General features: G+C 70.5%; 13 protein-coding genes. 8 read left to right on the forward strand and 5 right to left on the reverse strand.

The annotated features are described in order from the left end of the window. Nucleotides 1–7: 7 nt before the first annotated feature. Both C6V83_RS05430 and C6V83_RS05435 read right to left on the reverse strand, forming a co-directional pair. On the reverse strand, nucleotides 8–2,296 hold the full coding sequence (locus C6V83_RS05430) for a glycoside hydrolase family 65 protein (protein WP_234353954.1): 2,289 nt from the start codon (nucleotides 2,294–2,296) through the stop codon (nucleotides 8–10). Between the two features lie 153 nt (nucleotides 2,297–2,449). Continuing rightward, a complete protein-coding gene (locus C6V83_RS05435; protein WP_234353870.1) occupies nucleotides 2,450–3,172 on the reverse strand; it encodes an HAD family hydrolase in 723 nt (240 codons plus the stop codon). 37 nt (nucleotides 3,173–3,209) lie between these two features. Between C6V83_RS05435 and C6V83_RS05440 the strand changes: the two genes are divergently transcribed. The 7 genes from C6V83_RS05440 (at nucleotide 3,210) to C6V83_RS05470 (ending at nucleotide 10,674) form a co-directional block, all read left to right on the forward strand. After that, the gene (locus tag C6V83_RS05440; RefSeq protein WP_105941539.1) at nucleotides 3,210–4,067 is read left to right on the forward strand and encodes a PhzF family phenazine biosynthesis protein; all 858 of its coding nucleotides are present in this window, start codon (nucleotides 3,210–3,212) and stop codon (nucleotides 4,065–4,067) included. Further along, the gene (locus C6V83_RS05445) at nucleotides 4,064–4,939 is read left to right on the forward strand and encodes a TatD family hydrolase (protein WP_105941540.1); all 876 of its coding nucleotides are present in this window, start codon (nucleotides 4,064–4,066) and stop codon (nucleotides 4,937–4,939) included. The genes C6V83_RS05440 and C6V83_RS05445 overlap by 4 nt, the downstream gene beginning before the upstream one ends. Before the next feature lie 74 nt (nucleotides 4,940–5,013). After that, the gene (locus C6V83_RS05450) at nucleotides 5,014–6,126 is read left to right on the forward strand and encodes a resuscitation-promoting factor (protein ID WP_105941541.1); all 1,113 of its coding nucleotides are present in this window, start codon (nucleotides 5,014–5,016) and stop codon (nucleotides 6,124–6,126) included. Between the two features lie 22 nt (nucleotides 6,127–6,148). Then, nucleotides 6,149–7,024 (forward strand): 16S rRNA (adenine(1518)-N(6)/adenine(1519)-N(6))-dimethyltransferase RsmA, encoded by an 876-nt coding sequence (rsmA, locus tag C6V83_RS05455; RefSeq protein ID WP_234353871.1) that lies wholly within the window; start codon nucleotides 6,149–6,151, stop codon nucleotides 7,022–7,024. Further along, complete coding sequence (locus C6V83_RS05460; protein ID WP_105941543.1) at nucleotides 7,021–7,938, forward strand: 4-(cytidine 5'-diphospho)-2-C-methyl-D-erythritol kinase; 918 nt, start codon at nucleotides 7,021–7,023, stop codon at nucleotides 7,936–7,938. The genes rsmA and C6V83_RS05460 overlap by 4 nt, the downstream gene beginning before the upstream one ends. Before the next feature lie 51 nt (nucleotides 7,939–7,989). Then, complete coding sequence (locus C6V83_RS05465) at nucleotides 7,990–9,897, forward strand: ABC-F family ATP-binding cassette domain-containing protein (RefSeq protein WP_105941544.1); 1,908 nt, start codon at nucleotides 7,990–7,992, stop codon at nucleotides 9,895–9,897. Nucleotides 9,898–10,089: 192 nt separating this feature from the next. Next, nucleotides 10,090–10,674, forward strand: coding sequence for a hypothetical protein (locus C6V83_RS05470; protein ID WP_105941545.1), 585 nt, complete (start codon nucleotides 10,090–10,092; stop codon nucleotides 10,672–10,674). A 64-nt stretch (nucleotides 10,675–10,738) separates the two neighbouring features. Here the strand turns inward: C6V83_RS05470 and C6V83_RS05475 are convergent, their stop codons facing one another. The 3 genes from C6V83_RS05475 to C6V83_RS05485 form a co-directional block, all read right to left on the reverse strand. After that, a complete protein-coding gene (locus C6V83_RS05475; protein WP_105941546.1) occupies nucleotides 10,739–11,638 on the reverse strand; it encodes an SGNH/GDSL hydrolase family protein in 900 nt (299 codons plus the stop codon). A gap of 132 nt (nucleotides 11,639–11,770) precedes the next feature. Beyond that, nucleotides 11,771–13,303, reverse strand: coding sequence for an ATP-binding cassette domain-containing protein (locus C6V83_RS05480; protein WP_105941547.1), 1,533 nt, complete (start codon nucleotides 13,301–13,303; stop codon nucleotides 11,771–11,773). 60 nt (nucleotides 13,304–13,363) lie between these two features. Next, nucleotides 13,364–13,753: a GNAT family N-acetyltransferase gene (locus C6V83_RS05485; protein ID WP_105941548.1), complete on the reverse strand. Its 390-nt coding sequence runs from the start codon at nucleotides 13,751–13,753 to the stop codon at nucleotides 13,364–13,366. A 77-nt stretch (nucleotides 13,754–13,830) separates the two neighbouring features. Here C6V83_RS05485 and C6V83_RS05490 point away from each other — a divergent pair, with 77 nt between their 5' ends. After that, nucleotides 13,831–14,835, forward strand: a complete 1,005-nt coding sequence (locus C6V83_RS05490; RefSeq protein WP_105941549.1) for an enoyl-CoA hydratase/isomerase family protein — start codon at nucleotides 13,831–13,833, stop codon at nucleotides 14,833–14,835.

Consider the following 14,835-nt stretch of genomic DNA (forward strand, 5'->3'; position numbering starts at 1 on the left):
CGTGGGCTCACCCTTCCCGGCGATACGGTGCGCATCCCGTCGGCGCCTGCGGTGGCCGGCCGGACTCGATCGGCTCGATCGGCAGAATCACCGGATCGTCGCTGAGTGTGAACTTCTCGCCGTGGTGTGCCAACTCGATCGGCGGACCGTCGAGCAGTCGGTAGGTGGCCTTGGTCTTGTCGACGGCGACGATGATGCGCGACTCGCGCACCAGCATGCGGAACGACATGTAGTTCAGGCGTTCGGGCAGGCGCGGCGCGAAGGTGATGTTGCCGCCGAAGTCGCGCATGCCGCCGAAGCCGGCCACGCAGTCCGTCCACGCGCCCGCGAGCGCGGCGATGTGCAGGCCGGAAGAGACGTTGTTGTGGAGGTCGTGCAGATCGGTGAACACCGATTCGCAGAGCAGATCGTAGGCCAGGTCGAGGTAGCCGACCTCCGCGGCGGTCACCGCCTCGCAGCAGGCTGAGAGCGACGAGTCGCGCACGGTGATCGGGTAGTAGTAGTCGAAGATCGCGCGCTTCTCTTCCGGCGTGAAGCTGTCGCCGAACATGTAGGTCGCGAAGACCAGGTCGGCCTGCTTCACCACCTGCTTCCGGTACAGGTCGAAGTACGGGAAGTTCAGCAGCAGCGGATACCGGCCCTTGGTCCCCTCGAAGTCCCACTTGTCCAGGAGGGTGAAGGCCTCGCACTGCTGGTGGACGCCCAGATCGTGGTCGTAGGGGATGGTCATGGAATCGGCGCACGCCGTCCAGTGCTTGATCTCGGCGTTGCTCACACCGAGATCCCGTGCGACGGCCGGCTGCCGGTGCACCACCGCCACCGCGTCCCGGAACGCCTGCTGCGCCGCGAGATTGGTGAAGACGTTGTTGTTGATGATGGCGGTGTACTCGTCCGGCCCGGTCACGCCGTCGATGCGGAAGTCGCCGTTCACGTCGTGGTGGCCGAAGCCGGCGAAGAAGCGGGCGACCTCGACCAGCAGCTCGACGCCGCACTCCACCTCGAAGGCCTCGTCGTTGGTGGCGCGCAGGTACCGTCCGGTGGCGTTCGCGATGTCGGCGGACACGTGCACGCCCGCGGTGCCCGCGGGCCAGTAGCCCGAACACTCGTCGCCGTCGATGGTGCGCCACGGGAACATCGCGCCGGACTGTCCGAGTTCGCGTGCCCGTGCACGCGCCTTGTCCAGGGTGCTGTGTCGCCAGCGCAGTTCTTCGCCGGCGGCCGCGGGGACGGTATAGGTGAGCATCGGCAGGATGAAACTCTCGGTGTCCCAGAAGGTGTGACCGTCGTAGCCGGGACCGGTGAGGCCCTTCGCCGGGATCTGCCGCGACTGTCCGCGGGCGCCGGCCTGCAGCACGTGGAACAGGGAGAAGCGGATCGCCTGCTGCAGTTCGGGGTCGCCGTCGATTTCGATGTCGGCGTCCCGCCAGAACTCGTCGAGGAACTCGGCCTGCTCGGCTTTGAGTGCGTCCCAACCGGTTTCGGCTGCCATGGCGAGCGCGGCATCGACCTGCGAACGCAGGGCCGGGACGGATCGTCGTGCCGACCACCCGTAGGCGACGCACTTGGTGAGCACGATCTTGCTGCCCTGCGGCACGGTGGCGGCGATGGTCACGCGAGCCAGGTCGCCGTCGGCCTGCACGTAGGTCTCGGCGTTGCCGGGCACGTCCAGCGTGTGCCCCATGGCGGCGGCGACGGCCAGTCCGGACCGCTTGGTGTGATGCACCAGTACGGCGGTGGTGCCGCGGCAGTCGGCGAGCGCGGGGACGAGCGGGGCGTCCAGGGCCGCCGCGAGCCGGGGGTCGTTGCCCGGCAAGGGAACCGGCTCGTTGGCGAGCAGGTCGGACTGCAGCACCAGCTTCATGTCCTCGCCGATCGGCTCCACCTCGTACCGCGTGGCGACGATGGTGCGCTTGGTGAAGCTGACCAGCCGCTCGCTCTTGATGCGCACGGTGCGACCGGTGGGCGAGGTCCAGAGCGTGCTGCGGCGCAGCGTGCCGGTCCGGAAGTCCAGCACGCGCTCGTGATCGACGGTTCGGCCGTAGCGCAGGTCCATCGGCTCGTCCTCCACCAGGAGCCGGATGATCTTGCCGTCGGTCACGTTCACCACGGTCTGGCCGGACTCGGGGTAGCCGTACCCGCTCTCGGCGTACGGCAGGTTCCGCTGCTCGAAGAATCCGTTGAGGTAGGTGCCCGGCTGATCGACCGGCTCGCCCTCCTCGAAGGTGCCGCGCAGGCCGATGTGGCCGTTGGACAGTGCGAAGAGCGTCTCGGTGCGGCCGATCATGTCGATGTCCATGCCGCGCCACGCCAGCTGCCACGGGTTCACCTCGAAGCCGTGGTCGGGGTGCAGGCCGTGCGCGGGCACGTTCGTGGGATCGGTGTGGCTCGCGGTGTCGCCGTGCGTGGTGTGCGTGATTTCGCTCTGCGGCTCGAACAACATGAGCGCTCCTTACAGCAGTTCGTCGAGGTCGGAGACGACGACGTCGGCGCCCGCCGCGCGCATCGCCTCGGCCTGTCGGCCGCCGACGCGATCGATTCCGACAACGTAGCCGAATCGGCCTGCCGCCCCGGCCCGAACCCCGGAGATGGCGTCCTCGAACACCGCGGCGTGTTCGGGCTGCACCCCCATCAATTCGGCGCCGCGCAGGTACGAGTCCGGCGCGGGTTTGCCGTTGAGCCGCTCGGCGACGATCGTGTTGCCGTCGACGCGGTGCTCCGGGTAGTCGGCGAGCCCGGCGGCTTGGAGCACCATCGCTCCGTTCTTGCTGGAGGTCACCACGGCGATGCGCAGCCCTGCCGCGCGCGCGGCGTCCAGGTAGCGCACCGAGCCGGGGTACGGGTCGACCCCGTCGCGGCGCAGGGTCGCGGTGAAGGCATCGTTCTTGGACTGGGCGATCTGCGCCACCGCGTCGTCGTCGACGACGATGCCGCGCGCGGTGAGAAAGCTCCGGACGCCGTCGATGCGCGGCCGGCCGTCGACGTAGTCGAGGTAGTCCTGCTCGGTGAACGGCGACAGGTCCTCACCGTCGGTGGCGATGCCGCCGGCCGCCCGGGCCACGAGGAAGGCGTCGAAGGCGTCCGTCCAGGCGGCCGTGTGCAGCGTGGCGGTGGTGGTGAGCACGCCGTCCAGGTCGAACAACAGGACGGAGATCTGTGATGGCAATCCGAGCACGAGGAAAACGCTACCCGGACGGGCTAGTGTCTGCTGGGTGACTGAGCGACGATTCTCACAGGTGGATGTGTTCGGCGACGGCCCGGCGAGCGGCAACCCGGTAGCGGTGGTGATCGAGGCCGAGGGACTGAGCGACGACGACATGGCGCGGTTCGCGCGGTGGACCAATCTCTCCGAGACCACCTTCGTGCTGCCGCCGACCGATCCCGGTGCCGACTACCGGTTGCGGATCTTCACCCCCGGCGGCGAGTTGCCGTTCGCAGGTCACCCGACGCTCGGGTCCGCGCACGCGTGGCGGGAGTCCGGAGTCCTCCCGCGGCGGGACGACTCGGCAGGCGGCGACATCGTGCAGGAGTGCGGCATCGGCCTGGTGACCGTGCGGTACGACGACGCCACCGGCCGTTACGCCTTCGCCGCGCCCCCGCTGACCCGGTCCGGCCCCGCCGACGACGAGACGCTCGACCGCGTCCGGGCGGCGATGGGGCTGCGGCGCAGCGACGTGGAGGCGGCCGAGTGGGTGAGCAACGGTCCACCCTGGCTGGCGCTGCTGCTCACCGACGGACAGCGGGTCCTCGACGTGCGGCCCGACATGGGCGCGCTGGGCCCGGACGACTTCGTCGGCCTGGTCGGTCCGTGGCGCGAGCGATCGGGTCCCCACTACGAGGTGCGCGGCTTCGTTCCCGGCATGGGCGTGCCCGAGGACCCGGTCACCGGAAGCCTGAACGCCGGGATCGCGGTCTGGCTGCGGGGTGCCGGGCTGGCGCCGTCGTCGTACGTCGCCGCCCAGGGCACGGTGCTCGGTCGGACCGGGCGCGTGCACATCCACGACGACGGCGACACGATCTGGGTCGGCGGCGCCTGCGCGACGGTGATCGACGGGACGGTGGACCTGTGACCGGTCCTGCGGAACCGTCGGCCAAGCAGGTACGCAAGCGCAAGCGCCGGGAGCCGCCGCCGGATCCTGCGGCGCTCGGCGGACTCGTGGACGCGCACACCCACCTGGCGGCGTGCGGCGGGCGCAGCGCCGAGGCCGTCGCCGAGATCGTCGACCACGCCGAGCGGGTCGGCGTGCAGCAGGTGGTGACCGTCGCCGACGACATGGTCGACGCGCGCTGGGCCGTGCAGGCCGCGCACTGGGACTCGCGGGTGTTCGCCGCGGTGGGACTGCACCCGACGCACGCCGGTGATCTGGACGGGGCGGCGCGGTCGGAACTGGAGGAGATGGTCGCCGACGAGCGGGTGGTGGCGGTGGGCGAGACGGGGCTGGACTACTACTGGACCGTCCACTCCGACACCTGCGCCGAGCCCGCGGTGCAGAAGGACGTCTTCGCCTGGCACATCGACCTGGCCAAGCGCTGTGGCAAGGCGCTGATGATCCACAACCGGGATGCCGATCGGGACCTGCTGGACGTGCTGGCGGCCGAGGGCGCGCCGGAGACGGTGATCATGCACTGCTTCTCCGGCACCCCGGAGATCGCCCGCGAGTGCGTCGACCGCGGGTACCTGCTGTCCTTCTCCGGCACTGTGACGTTCGCCAACTCCGGCGCGCTGCGTGAGGCGGCCGCGCTGACTCCCGAGGACCTGATCCTGGTGGAGACCGACGCACCGTTCCTGACCCCGCATCCCTATCGTGGCCAGCCCAATCAGTCGTACTGCCTGCCGTACACCGCGCGCTCGCTCGCGGAGGTCCGTGGGGTGTCCCCCGAACGAATGGCAGCAGTCCTGGGGGCGAATGCGTGCCGTGCCTACGGGTTGCCGTTGCGATAACGACCCTCTTTTCGTTACCGTACTGTGATCGCTCCGCCGGAACGCGGAGGCTGAACTGGTTAGTAGGTAGTACTTTGTCCGTTTTCAAGCGCATCAACGCCGCCGATTCTCTGGGCGCCCGCGCCGTCACCGGCGCCCTTCTGGTCACTCTTGCCGCAGGCGGTGTGACCGGAGCAGTGATGCACAAGGAACTGACCCTCTCCATCGACGGGCAGGCGCGCGAGGTGTCCACCATGGCCTTCTCGGTGTCCGGTGTGCTGGAAGAGAACGGCATCGCCACCAGTCCCGGCGACAAGATCAACGTCGACCTGAGCAGCAGCCCCCGGCGCGGTCAGGTGATCACCGTGGACCGGCTCAAGGAGGTCGAGCTCAAGCTCGACGGCCAGCCGCAGATCGTCAAGACCCACAAGAACTCGGTGCGCGAGGTGCTCGCCGAGAAGGGTCTCACCGAGGTCGCGGTGAGCACCTCCCTCGATGCGCCCGTGCCGGTGCAGGGCGCCGACGTCGAAGTGATCCTGCCCAAGCCGATCGTCGTGACCGACGGCGCCAAGACCGAGCGCACCGTGGTGGCCGCCAAGACCGTGGGCGACGTCTTCGAGCGCACCGGCAATCCGCTGGCCCCCACCGACAAGGTGGTCCCGGCCGCGACCACCCCGGTCAGCAAGGACATGAAGATCAAGGTCACGCGGATCCGGGACACCGAGGAGACCGTCGAGGAGAAGGTGGCTCCGCCGGAGATCAAGAAAGAAGACGACACCCTGGTCCGCAACCGCAAGGTCGTGGAGAAGAAGGGCACTCCGGGCAAGGCCAAGGTCACTTACAAGGTCACTCGCGTCAACGGCAAGGTGACCAAGCGGGAGAAGCTCGAGGAGGAGGTCCTCGTCGAGCCGAAGCCGGCCACCGTGCGCGTCGGCACCAAGCCGGGTGCGCCGCACGTGCCGCACGGCGTCTGGGATGCGCTCGCACAGTGCGAGGCGACCGGCAACTGGGCCATCAACACCGGCAACGGCTACTACGGCGGCCTGCAGTTCAACCAGAGCACCTGGGAGCGGCACGGCGGACTGGAGTATGCGCCGCGTGCGGACCTGGCCACCCGCGAGGAGCAGATCGCCATCGGCAAGAAGACCCAGGCCGCCCAGGGCTGGGGCGCGTGGCCGACGTGCACCTCCCGCCTGGGCCTGCGCTGACCCGACAGGGGACAATGGCCGGGTGACTGATGCAACCGGCGTGCGCCTCCTGGGTCCCGTCGAGATCCGCGGCCTGGCCGCCGAGCTCGGTGTGCGGCCCACCAAGCAGCTCGGCCAGAACTTCGTGCACGACGCCAACACCGTGCGCCGCATCGTCGCCACCTCCGGCGTGGGACCCGAAGACGTGGTTCTGGAGGTCGGGCCGGGGCTGGGGTCGCTGACGCTGGCGCTGCTGGAGACCGCCGGCCGGGTGGTCGCCGTGGAGATCGATCCGGTGCTCGCCGCGCGCCTGCCGCAGACGGTCGCGGAGTTCGCCCCGGGAACCCAGTTTGACGTGGTGACCGCCGACGCGATGTCGGTGCTCCCGGACGACCTGCCCGCGACGCCGACCGCGCTGGTGGCGAACCTGCCGTACAACGTCGCCGTCCCGGTGTTGCTGCATCTGATGGCGCATTTCCCGACCCTGCGGACCGCGTTGGTGATGGTGCAGGCCGAGGTGGCCGATCGTCTCGCCGCGGGACCGGGCAGCCGCACCTACGGTGTTCCGAGCGTCAAAGCGCGCTACTTCGGCGACGTCAAGCGGGCGGGCGCCATCGGCCGGAACGTGTTCTGGCCGGAACCGAAGATCGAGTCCGGACTGGTCCGCATCGACCGCACCGATCCGTACGGCACGGACGAGGACCGGCGGCGAACCGTGTTCACGGTGATCGACGCCGCCTTCTCCCAGCGCCGGAAGACCATGCGCTCGGCGCTCGCCTCCTGGGCCGGCGGACCCGTTCGTGCCGAAGAACTGCTGCGCGCAGCGGGAATCGATCCCGGTATCCGCGGAGAGCGCCTCGACATCGGCGACTATGTGCGGCTGGCGGAGGCCGTCGGCGAGGAAGGGGCCGGCCGATGATGGGCGGGGCGACGGCGCGCGTGCCGGCCAAGATCAACTTGCACCTGGGCGTCGGTCCGCTGCGCGAGGACGGCTACCACGAACTGAGCACGGTCTTCTGTGCGCTGTCGCTGTACGACGACGTCACCGTGCGCGCCGCCGACGAGTTCTCCATCTCGGTCACCGGGGAGGGGGCGCACGAGGTGCCGGCGGATCCGACCAATCTCGCCGCCCGCGCCGTGCAGGCGCTGGCCGAGTACGCGAACGTGGCCGACCCGGCGGTCGCGATCGAGATCGCCAAACAGATCCCGGTCGCCGGCGGCATGGCGGGCGGCTCCGCCGACGCGGCCGGGGCACTGCTGGCCGCCGCTCGACTGTGGCGGCTGGAACTGAGTCGCGAGGATCTCTCCGACCTGGCCGCGACGCTCGGCAGCGACGTGCCGTTCTGCCTGCTCGGCGGGGCTGCGCTGGGCAGCAATCGAGGAGAAGAGCTGCTGCCGGTGTTGCACCGGGGCGAACTGCACTGGGTGGTCGTCGCGGCCAAGGGCGGCCTGTCCACGCCGGCGGTCTATCACGAGCTGGACCGGCTCCGCGCCGGCCGCGGCGAGAAGGTGCGTCCGCCCGAACGTCCCGACGAGCTGATGGTGGCGCTGGCGTCCGGCGACGTCCACGCCGTCGCACCACTGCTGCACAACGAACTGCAGCCCGCGGCGGTGTCGCTGCAGCCGCTGCTGCGCCGGACGCTGCGGGCCGGCCGGGAGGCGGGGGCACTGGCCGGCATCGTGTCCGGCTCGGGACCCACGTGCGCGTTCCTGTGCGACGGCGAGGACTCGGCGATCGCGGTCGCCACGGAACTCTCCGGTCTCGGCGTCGCCCGGGCGGTGCGGACCGCCCGCGGCCCGGTGGCCGGCGCCCGTCTGATCCCGGCGCACTGAACGATTCTGCGACCTCCCCACTCGACTCGCACGACCGAAGAACGGAGAAACATGGCACGGCGTCCGGCGGACCCCTCCACCTCGCCCAGGGCGGGCTCGGGGACCAACACCTCCCTGGTGATCGCCGAGAAGGTGAGCAAGAGCTTCGGCATCAAGCCCCTGCTCGACGAGGTCAGTGTCGGTGTCCACGAGGGCGAGCGCATCGGGGTGGTCGGCCTCAACGGCGGTGGCAAGACCACCCTCCTGGAACTCCTCGCCGGGATCACCGAACCCGATTCCGGGCGGGTGACCCGGGTCGGCGGCATCGAGGTGGTCACGGTGACGCAGCGCGGTGAGCTCCCTTCCGGCTCCAGTGTTTCCGATGTGGTGCTGGGTGCAGGCACCGCCGAGCACGAGTGGGCGTCCGATGCTCGCGTGCGCGGGATCCTGGCCGGACTGGGCGTCGACGAACTGCTTGAGCGCGACGTCGCCGCACTCTCGGGCGGTCAGCGCCGGCGCGTCGCGCTCGCCGCGGCGCTGGTGACAGACGCCGATCTGCTGATCCTCGACGAGCCGACCAACCACCTCGACATCGAAGGCGTCTACTGGCTGGCCGAGCACCTGACGTCCCGCCGGAGCGCGCTGGTGGTGGTGACGCACGACCGCTGGTTCCTCGACACCGTCGCCGATCGCACCTGGGAGGTGCATTCCGGACGCGTCGACCAGTACGAGGGCGGCTACAACGACTGGGTGTTCGCCCGGGCCGAGCGCGCCCGGCTGGCCGATGCCGCCGAGGAACGGCGTCGCAACCTCGCTCGCAAAGAACTCGCCTGGCTGCGGCGCGGCCCGCCCGCGCGCACCTCCAAGCCCAAGTACCGGGTGGAGGCCGCCGAGAAGCTGATCTCCGACGTGCCGCCGCCGCGCGACTCGGTCACCCTGTCGGCGTTCGCCAAACGCCGTCTGGGCCGCGTCGCGATCGAACTGGAAGACGCTGCGGTGCACGCACCTGCCGCGGCCGACGGCACGCCGGGGCGGACGTTGCTGGAGGACGCCACCTGGCGGCTGGCGCCGGGTGAGCGGATCGGTCTGGTCGGAGTCAACGGCTCGGGCAAGACGACACTGCTGCGCGCCCTGGCCGGCGAGGTCCCGGTGGAGCCGGGCCGCCGGATCGTCGGCAAGACGGTCTCGCTGGGCTGGCTGCGACAGGAGCTCGACGACCTCGACGAGAGCATGCGGGTGCTCGACGCAGTGGAGGCGGTGGCCGGGCACGTCATGCTGGGCGAGAAGGAGCTCTCGGCGAGCCAACTCGCCGAGCGGCTCGGCTTCTCGCCGGCGCGGCAGCGCACGCCGATCGCCGACCTGTCCGGCGGCGAGCGCCGTCGTCTGCAGTTCACGCGAGTCCTGATGGCCGAACCGAACGTCCTGCTGCTCGACGAGCCCACCAACGACCTCGACATCGACACGCTGCAGCAACTGGAGGATCTGCTCGATTCGTGGGCGGGGACGCTGGTGGTGATCAGTCACGATCGGTACCTGATCGAGCGGATCTGCGACTCGACCTGGGCCCTGTTCGGTGACGGGAAGCTGACCAATCTGCCGCGGGGGATCGAGCAGTATCTGGAGCGCCGTGCCGCCGAAGCGAGCGGGGCGGGCACCTCTCGGCGGTCGAGTGCTTCTGGCGGGTCGAGTGCTTCTGGCGGGTCGAGTGCTTCTCGGCAGTCGAGCGACGTCGAGACCCGGCCGCGTTCGGGTCCGACTCCGGCCGAGCACCAGGCCGCCCGCAAGGCGATGGGCCGGGCGGAGCGGCAGATGGAGAAGCTCGGCAAGCGCGAGGACCAGATCCATGCCGCGATGGTCGATGCGGCCGTCGACCCGGATCGGCTCACCGCGTTGAACGAGGAACTCCAGGAGGTGCTCGCCGCCAAGGCGGCCGCCGAGGTGGAGTGGATGGAAGCCGCCGAGATCGTCGAGGGTGACTAGGCGTCCCGTGGCGAGACTGCCGCGTGAGGACTCCGGACCTCTGCAAAGGACGCAACGTCGTCGATAGGAGGGCTTGCGCGGGCCCGGCTCGGCGACGGGCCCGCGAGCATCGAATCGAACACTTGATCGAGCCTCGGTCGCGGAGTAATGTGAATCACATCTAGTTCGAACAGGCTTCGGGGGTGAGAGTCTATGGTGCACGTCGACCGCAGCACGCCGTGGGCCCGCGTCGACCTGACCGCGGCCGGTATGGTCGCCCCCGATGCCGACGATTCGGACCGCATACAGTACGACCACGCCTGCCCGGCCACCGGCGGACCGACCTGCCTGTGCAACCTCGGGCCCACATGCGTGCTGCACCACCAGATCAAAACCCACGCCGGAACACCGGACCCGGCCGAGGGATTCCTCGACCCCTCGTCTGCGCGTCGTCGCAGGCTCCGCCACCCGCTCAGGACAGGCGACCAATGGATCGACGACCAATGGATCGACGACCACGGCACCGTCTGGACCTCGATCACCACACCACACGGCCTGACCGTCGACACCCCCGCACCCGGACAATGGATGTTCCCCCAACTAGCCGGCATCCGCTGCCTCCACCAGAGGCCCACCACGCCCACACCAGCACCACCGGATCCGAACCCACACCACGACCCCAGCCGCGGCGGCCTCCACACCGCCACCGCACACAAACACGCCTGGCGCCGCGCCGAACGCGCCCGCCTACGACGTCAACGCGCACACACCGCCGACAACGACCCGCCACCCTTCTAGCCGACCCCGCCGAGGTCGGTGAGCGCGACGCCCGCCGCCTGCTGGCGCTCGTCGACCGGTGCGGTCAGCGGATGATGACGCGTTCCACCAGTCGGGCGATCGCGGTGGAGCCGGCGTGGTTGAAGTGCCACTTCAGGGTGCCGTCCGCGTTGGTCTGACCCTCGTACCAGGCGTCGCCCCGGCGGCACGCGTCCCGGCCTTCGGAGAGGGTCTGGACGTCGATGAAGCTGCCGTCGACGCTCTCGGCCACGGTCCGGAGGATCGTGTTGGCGCGGTCGAAGACCTCGCGCATCCAGACGGCGTCGCCGTCGGGGAGGGGCACGGTCGGGAAGCATCCGCGTTCGCCGATGAACCCGCCGAGGCCGACCATCACGATCTGGGCGCGCGGGTGCGCCGCGCGGATCGCCTGGAGGGCGTCGTGGGTCCCGCGGCCCATGGCGCCCAGTCGAGTCTGCACCTCTGCCGCCAGCGCGCCGTTGCTGCGGCAGTTCTTGTCCTGGCCGGTGCGCTCGACCAGGCACCGCGCCAGGATCGGGCCCCAGCGCATGTCGTTGCCACCGATGCTGAGGGTAATCAGCTGGGTGCCCGGCGGCACCCGCTTGAGTTGCGGTTCGCGCGGATAGGTCGAGGTCTGCTGCGGTGTCGACCAGAGGTTCGGGCTCGTCGCGCCGGCGCACGAGGTGTCGGCGAACAGGATCGGCTTGAGCTTGTTGCGCAAGATCTGCGGGTAACTGTCCGCCGAGCGCAGACAGCCCAGGTAGTACCCGGGGGTGAACGTCCGATGCGTGCCCGACGCCCGCGAGTCGCCCATCGCCGCGTACGGGCCGCCGGTGTACGGCGCGACCTTGGCGGCCGGCGGCGGCGCCGGCAGCTCCGGTTCGGCGGGGGCGGGCCCCGCGAAGGCGGTCGTGCTCGCGACGGCCAGCAGCGCGGCAGTCAGCGGTGCGAGCAGCCGTCTCCGCATGGTCCCCCGCGTCCTCGTGAAGTGTGGAGGGCCGCTTCCCCGACGGCCCACAAGACGAGAACTCTGCCAGAGATGTGACTGGTGTGAAAGATGAGGTTGGAGTGGTTACCGTTCGTTGTCCGAACCGAGACCTCACGGGTCGAGCGTCACCGTTCGCGTCGGGGACACCCGGTCGGCGAAACCGGAGTCGTGGGAGACGACGAGCAGTGCCCCCGGCCAGTCGGTCAGGGCGGCGAGCAGGCTCTCCACGGTGCCGACGTCGAGGTTGTTGGTGGGCTCGTCGAGGATCAGCAGCCGGGGATCGGGCTGCGCGAGCAGGCCGAGCGCCAGCGCGGCGCGCAGTTGCTCGCCGCCGGACAGGTCGGACAGGCGGCGTGCGGATGAGCTGCCGGTGAATCCGAAGCGTGCGAGGAGAGCGTGCACGTCCTCCGGCTCGCCGTGCGGGGCGGCGTCGTACGCGGTCTGCGCGAGAGTCGACCCCGGATTCTCGAAGGAGATCACCTGCGGGACAAACACATGCGGCACCACCACGGCGTCCCCGTCGGCGGTGAGCGCGGCGAGCAGCCGGGACTTGCCCGCACCGTTCGGTCCGGTGAGCAGCACGCGCTCGGGCCCGGTGATCGGCAGACGACGGTCGACGATGATCTGCGCGCCGGAGGCGACCTCCGGCGACGGCAGCCGGATCTCCGGCGTCGTGGACCGCTGTCGCCGCTGTCGCAGCTCGTCGAGCTCGGAGCGGGCCGCGTCGACCGAATCGCGCTGCCCGCGTTCGAGTTTCCCGGCAGCGACCTGCGCCTTGCTAGCGCGTAAGCCGGCCGCGATCGGTGGCACCCGCTTCTCGATCTGCGCCTTCTGTGCAGTACGACGGCGCCGGGCCAGCGCGGTCTGCGCCTCGTCGAACTGGCGCTGCTCGCGGCGGAGTTGCGCTGCTGCGGCGGCGGTCTGTTCGGCATGGGCCCTGCGCTCGTCCTCGAGAGCAGCGCGATAGTGCGCGTAGTTGCCGCCGAAGGCGCGCACGTGGGCCTCGCGCAGCTCGAAAGTGCACGTGGCGCGGTCGAGCAGTTCCAGGTCGTGGCTCACAGTCAGGATCGCCCCGCCGAACTCGTCGAGCGCACGGTGGAGTCGGGCGCGGGACTCGGCGTCGAGATCGTTGGTGGGCTCGTCGAGCAGGAGCACGTCCGGCTCGTCGAGGAGGGCACGGGCCAGCGCGAGTGTCCGGAACTGGCCACCGGACAGGCTGGTGAGGGGGCGCGCGAGGTCGGTCGGCAGCCCGAGCCGGTCCAGCCGGGCCACGGCGCGCGCCGCCAGGTCCCAGTCGTCGCCGATCGTCTCGAAGTCGGCCGGATCGGTGCTGCCGCCCTCGATGCGGGACAGCGCCGCGAGGGCGGCGGAGACGCCGAGACCGTCGGCGACGGTTCCGGCGCCCGGCTGCGCGGACGCCTGCCGCACCAGTGCGATGGTTCCGTCGTGGCGGACCGTGCCGCGGGCGGGACGGCGGAGACCCGCGAGGATCTCGAGCAGGGTGGTCTTGCCGGCGCCGTTGTCGCCGACCAGGGCGGACAGACCCGGGGCGAGGGAGAGGCCGACGTCGTGCAGAAGTTCGGAGCCGTCCGGCCAGGCGAAGCTCAGGCTGATCGCGGTCAGGGTGGTGGAGGTGTGGTGCATACGCCGCCGACGCTACGGAGCACGGACGGCCGGAGTCCACCGGTTTTTCGGGGCGTCGCGCTAGCGGCGGTCGGTCGCGCGGGTGACGAGGGCGATGTCGGCCGGAGTGGGTCTGCGGAAGACTCCACCGTCGGCGCGGTACTGCGCTCCGTGCTCGCGCAGGTGAGCGGCGAACAGCGGGCACACCGGGACCACCGTGAGGCCGGCGGACAGGCAGTCCGCAAGGGCGTGGCGGACCAGGATCCCAGCCAGTCCGCGGCCGCCGAACTCTTCGGCCACCTCGGTGTGGAAGAAGATCCGGTCGCCCGGCGTCTGGGCCGAGTCGACGAACTCGGCCCGGCCCGCGACGACGCCGTCGTCGAAGCCGACCGTGTAGGCGCCGATCGGCGGGGTCGTGTGGAGGGCGACGCTCACCGCAACGCCGGTCTTGTCGTGCACGTGCTGGTCCATGGCGATCCTTCGGCCGTCTGCACCGTGAACCCTAGTCCAGATTCCGCCGAGTCGCCGCGAGCGGCTAGCGTGAGCCCATGTCCTTCCTGCGCACCTCCGTGACCGGTGGCGTCGGCGAGATCGTGCTCGACCGCCCCCGGGCCCTCAACGCCCTCGACCAGTCGATGATCGACGAGATGTTCGACGTGCTGTCCCGATGGGGAGACGACGACGCGATCGAGACGGTCCTGGTGACCTCGGCGAGCCCGCGGGCGTTCTGCGCCGGCGGCGACATCCGCGCGATCCGGGAGTACGCCGTCGACGGCGACACCGCGGCGATCACCCGCTACTTCTCCAGCGAGTACCGGCTCGACCAGCTCATCGCCGAGTACCCCAAGCCCTACGTCGCGCTGATCGACGGCGCCGCCATGGGCGGCGGACTGGGCATCAGCGTGCACGGTGAACTCCGCGTGGTCACCGAGAACGCGCTGCTGGCGATGCCGGAGACCGCGATCGGCTTCTTCCCGGACGTCGGCGCGACCTACTTCCTGCCGCGCCTGCCCGACGGTGTCGGGGTCTGGCTGGGGCTGACCGGAGCCCGGCTCCGCGGGGCCGAGGCCGTCGCGGTCGGCCTGGCGACGCACTTCGTTCCCGCCGCCGATCTACCCGCCGTCGCCGAGCGGATCCGCGCCGGTTCGCCGTTGGGCGAGGTGCTCGCCGGGCACCGGGACCTGCCGCCGGTCGACCTTCCGTTGCGCAAGATCGCCGACTACTTCCCGCTCGGGTTTCCGCCGGCCGGCATCCTCGGCGGGCTGCGCGGAGCCACCGACGACGACTGGGCGCAGGAGATGGCGGACACGTTCGACCAGGCATCGCCGACCAGCCTCGCGGTGACCGCGGCGCTGATCGAGGCGGGTGCGTCGTCGTCGCTGGAACAGTGCCTGGAGCGTGAACTGCACGCGGCTGAGATCATCACCGCGACGCCGGACTTCGCTGAGGGAGTGCGCGCGGTCCTGGTGGATAAGGACCGCGATCCGGCGTTCGATCCGTCGACGCTCGACGCCGTCGACGAGGCTTTGGTGGCCCGGATCGTAGGCGCCTGA

Origin of the sequence: Gordonia iterans, from assembly GCF_002993285.1 — a bacterium.
In the GTDB taxonomy this organism is placed as follows: Bacteria; Actinomycetota; Actinomycetes; order Mycobacteriales; family Mycobacteriaceae; genus Gordonia; species Gordonia iterans.

Excerpts from the sequence above, each read along its gene's own strand:
- C6V83_RS05430 (WP_234353954.1), bottom strand. The coding sequence starts at position 2,296 with ATGGACATCGACATGATCGGCCGCACCGAGACGCTCTTCGCACTGTCC.
- C6V83_RS05460 (WP_105941543.1), top strand. The coding sequence starts at position 7,021 with ATGATGGGCGGGGCGACGGCGCGCGTGCCGGCCAAGATCAACTTGCAC.
- C6V83_RS05465 (WP_105941544.1), top strand. The coding sequence starts at position 7,990 with ATGGCACGGCGTCCGGCGGACCCCTCCACCTCGCCCAGGGCGGGCTCG.
- C6V83_RS05470 (WP_105941545.1), top strand. The coding sequence starts at position 10,090 with ATGGTGCACGTCGACCGCAGCACGCCGTGGGCCCGCGTCGACCTGACC.
- C6V83_RS05475 (WP_105941546.1), bottom strand. The coding sequence starts at position 11,638 with ATGCGGAGACGGCTGCTCGCACCGCTGACTGCCGCGCTGCTGGCCGTC.
- C6V83_RS05480 (WP_105941547.1), bottom strand. The coding sequence starts at position 13,303 with ATGCACCACACCTCCACCACCCTGACCGCGATCAGCCTGAGCTTCGCC.
- C6V83_RS05485 (WP_105941548.1), bottom strand. The coding sequence starts at position 13,753 with ATGGACCAGCACGTGCACGACAAGACCGGCGTTGCGGTGAGCGTCGCC.
- C6V83_RS05490 (WP_105941549.1), top strand. The coding sequence starts at position 13,831 with ATGTCCTTCCTGCGCACCTCCGTGACCGGTGGCGTCGGCGAGATCGTG.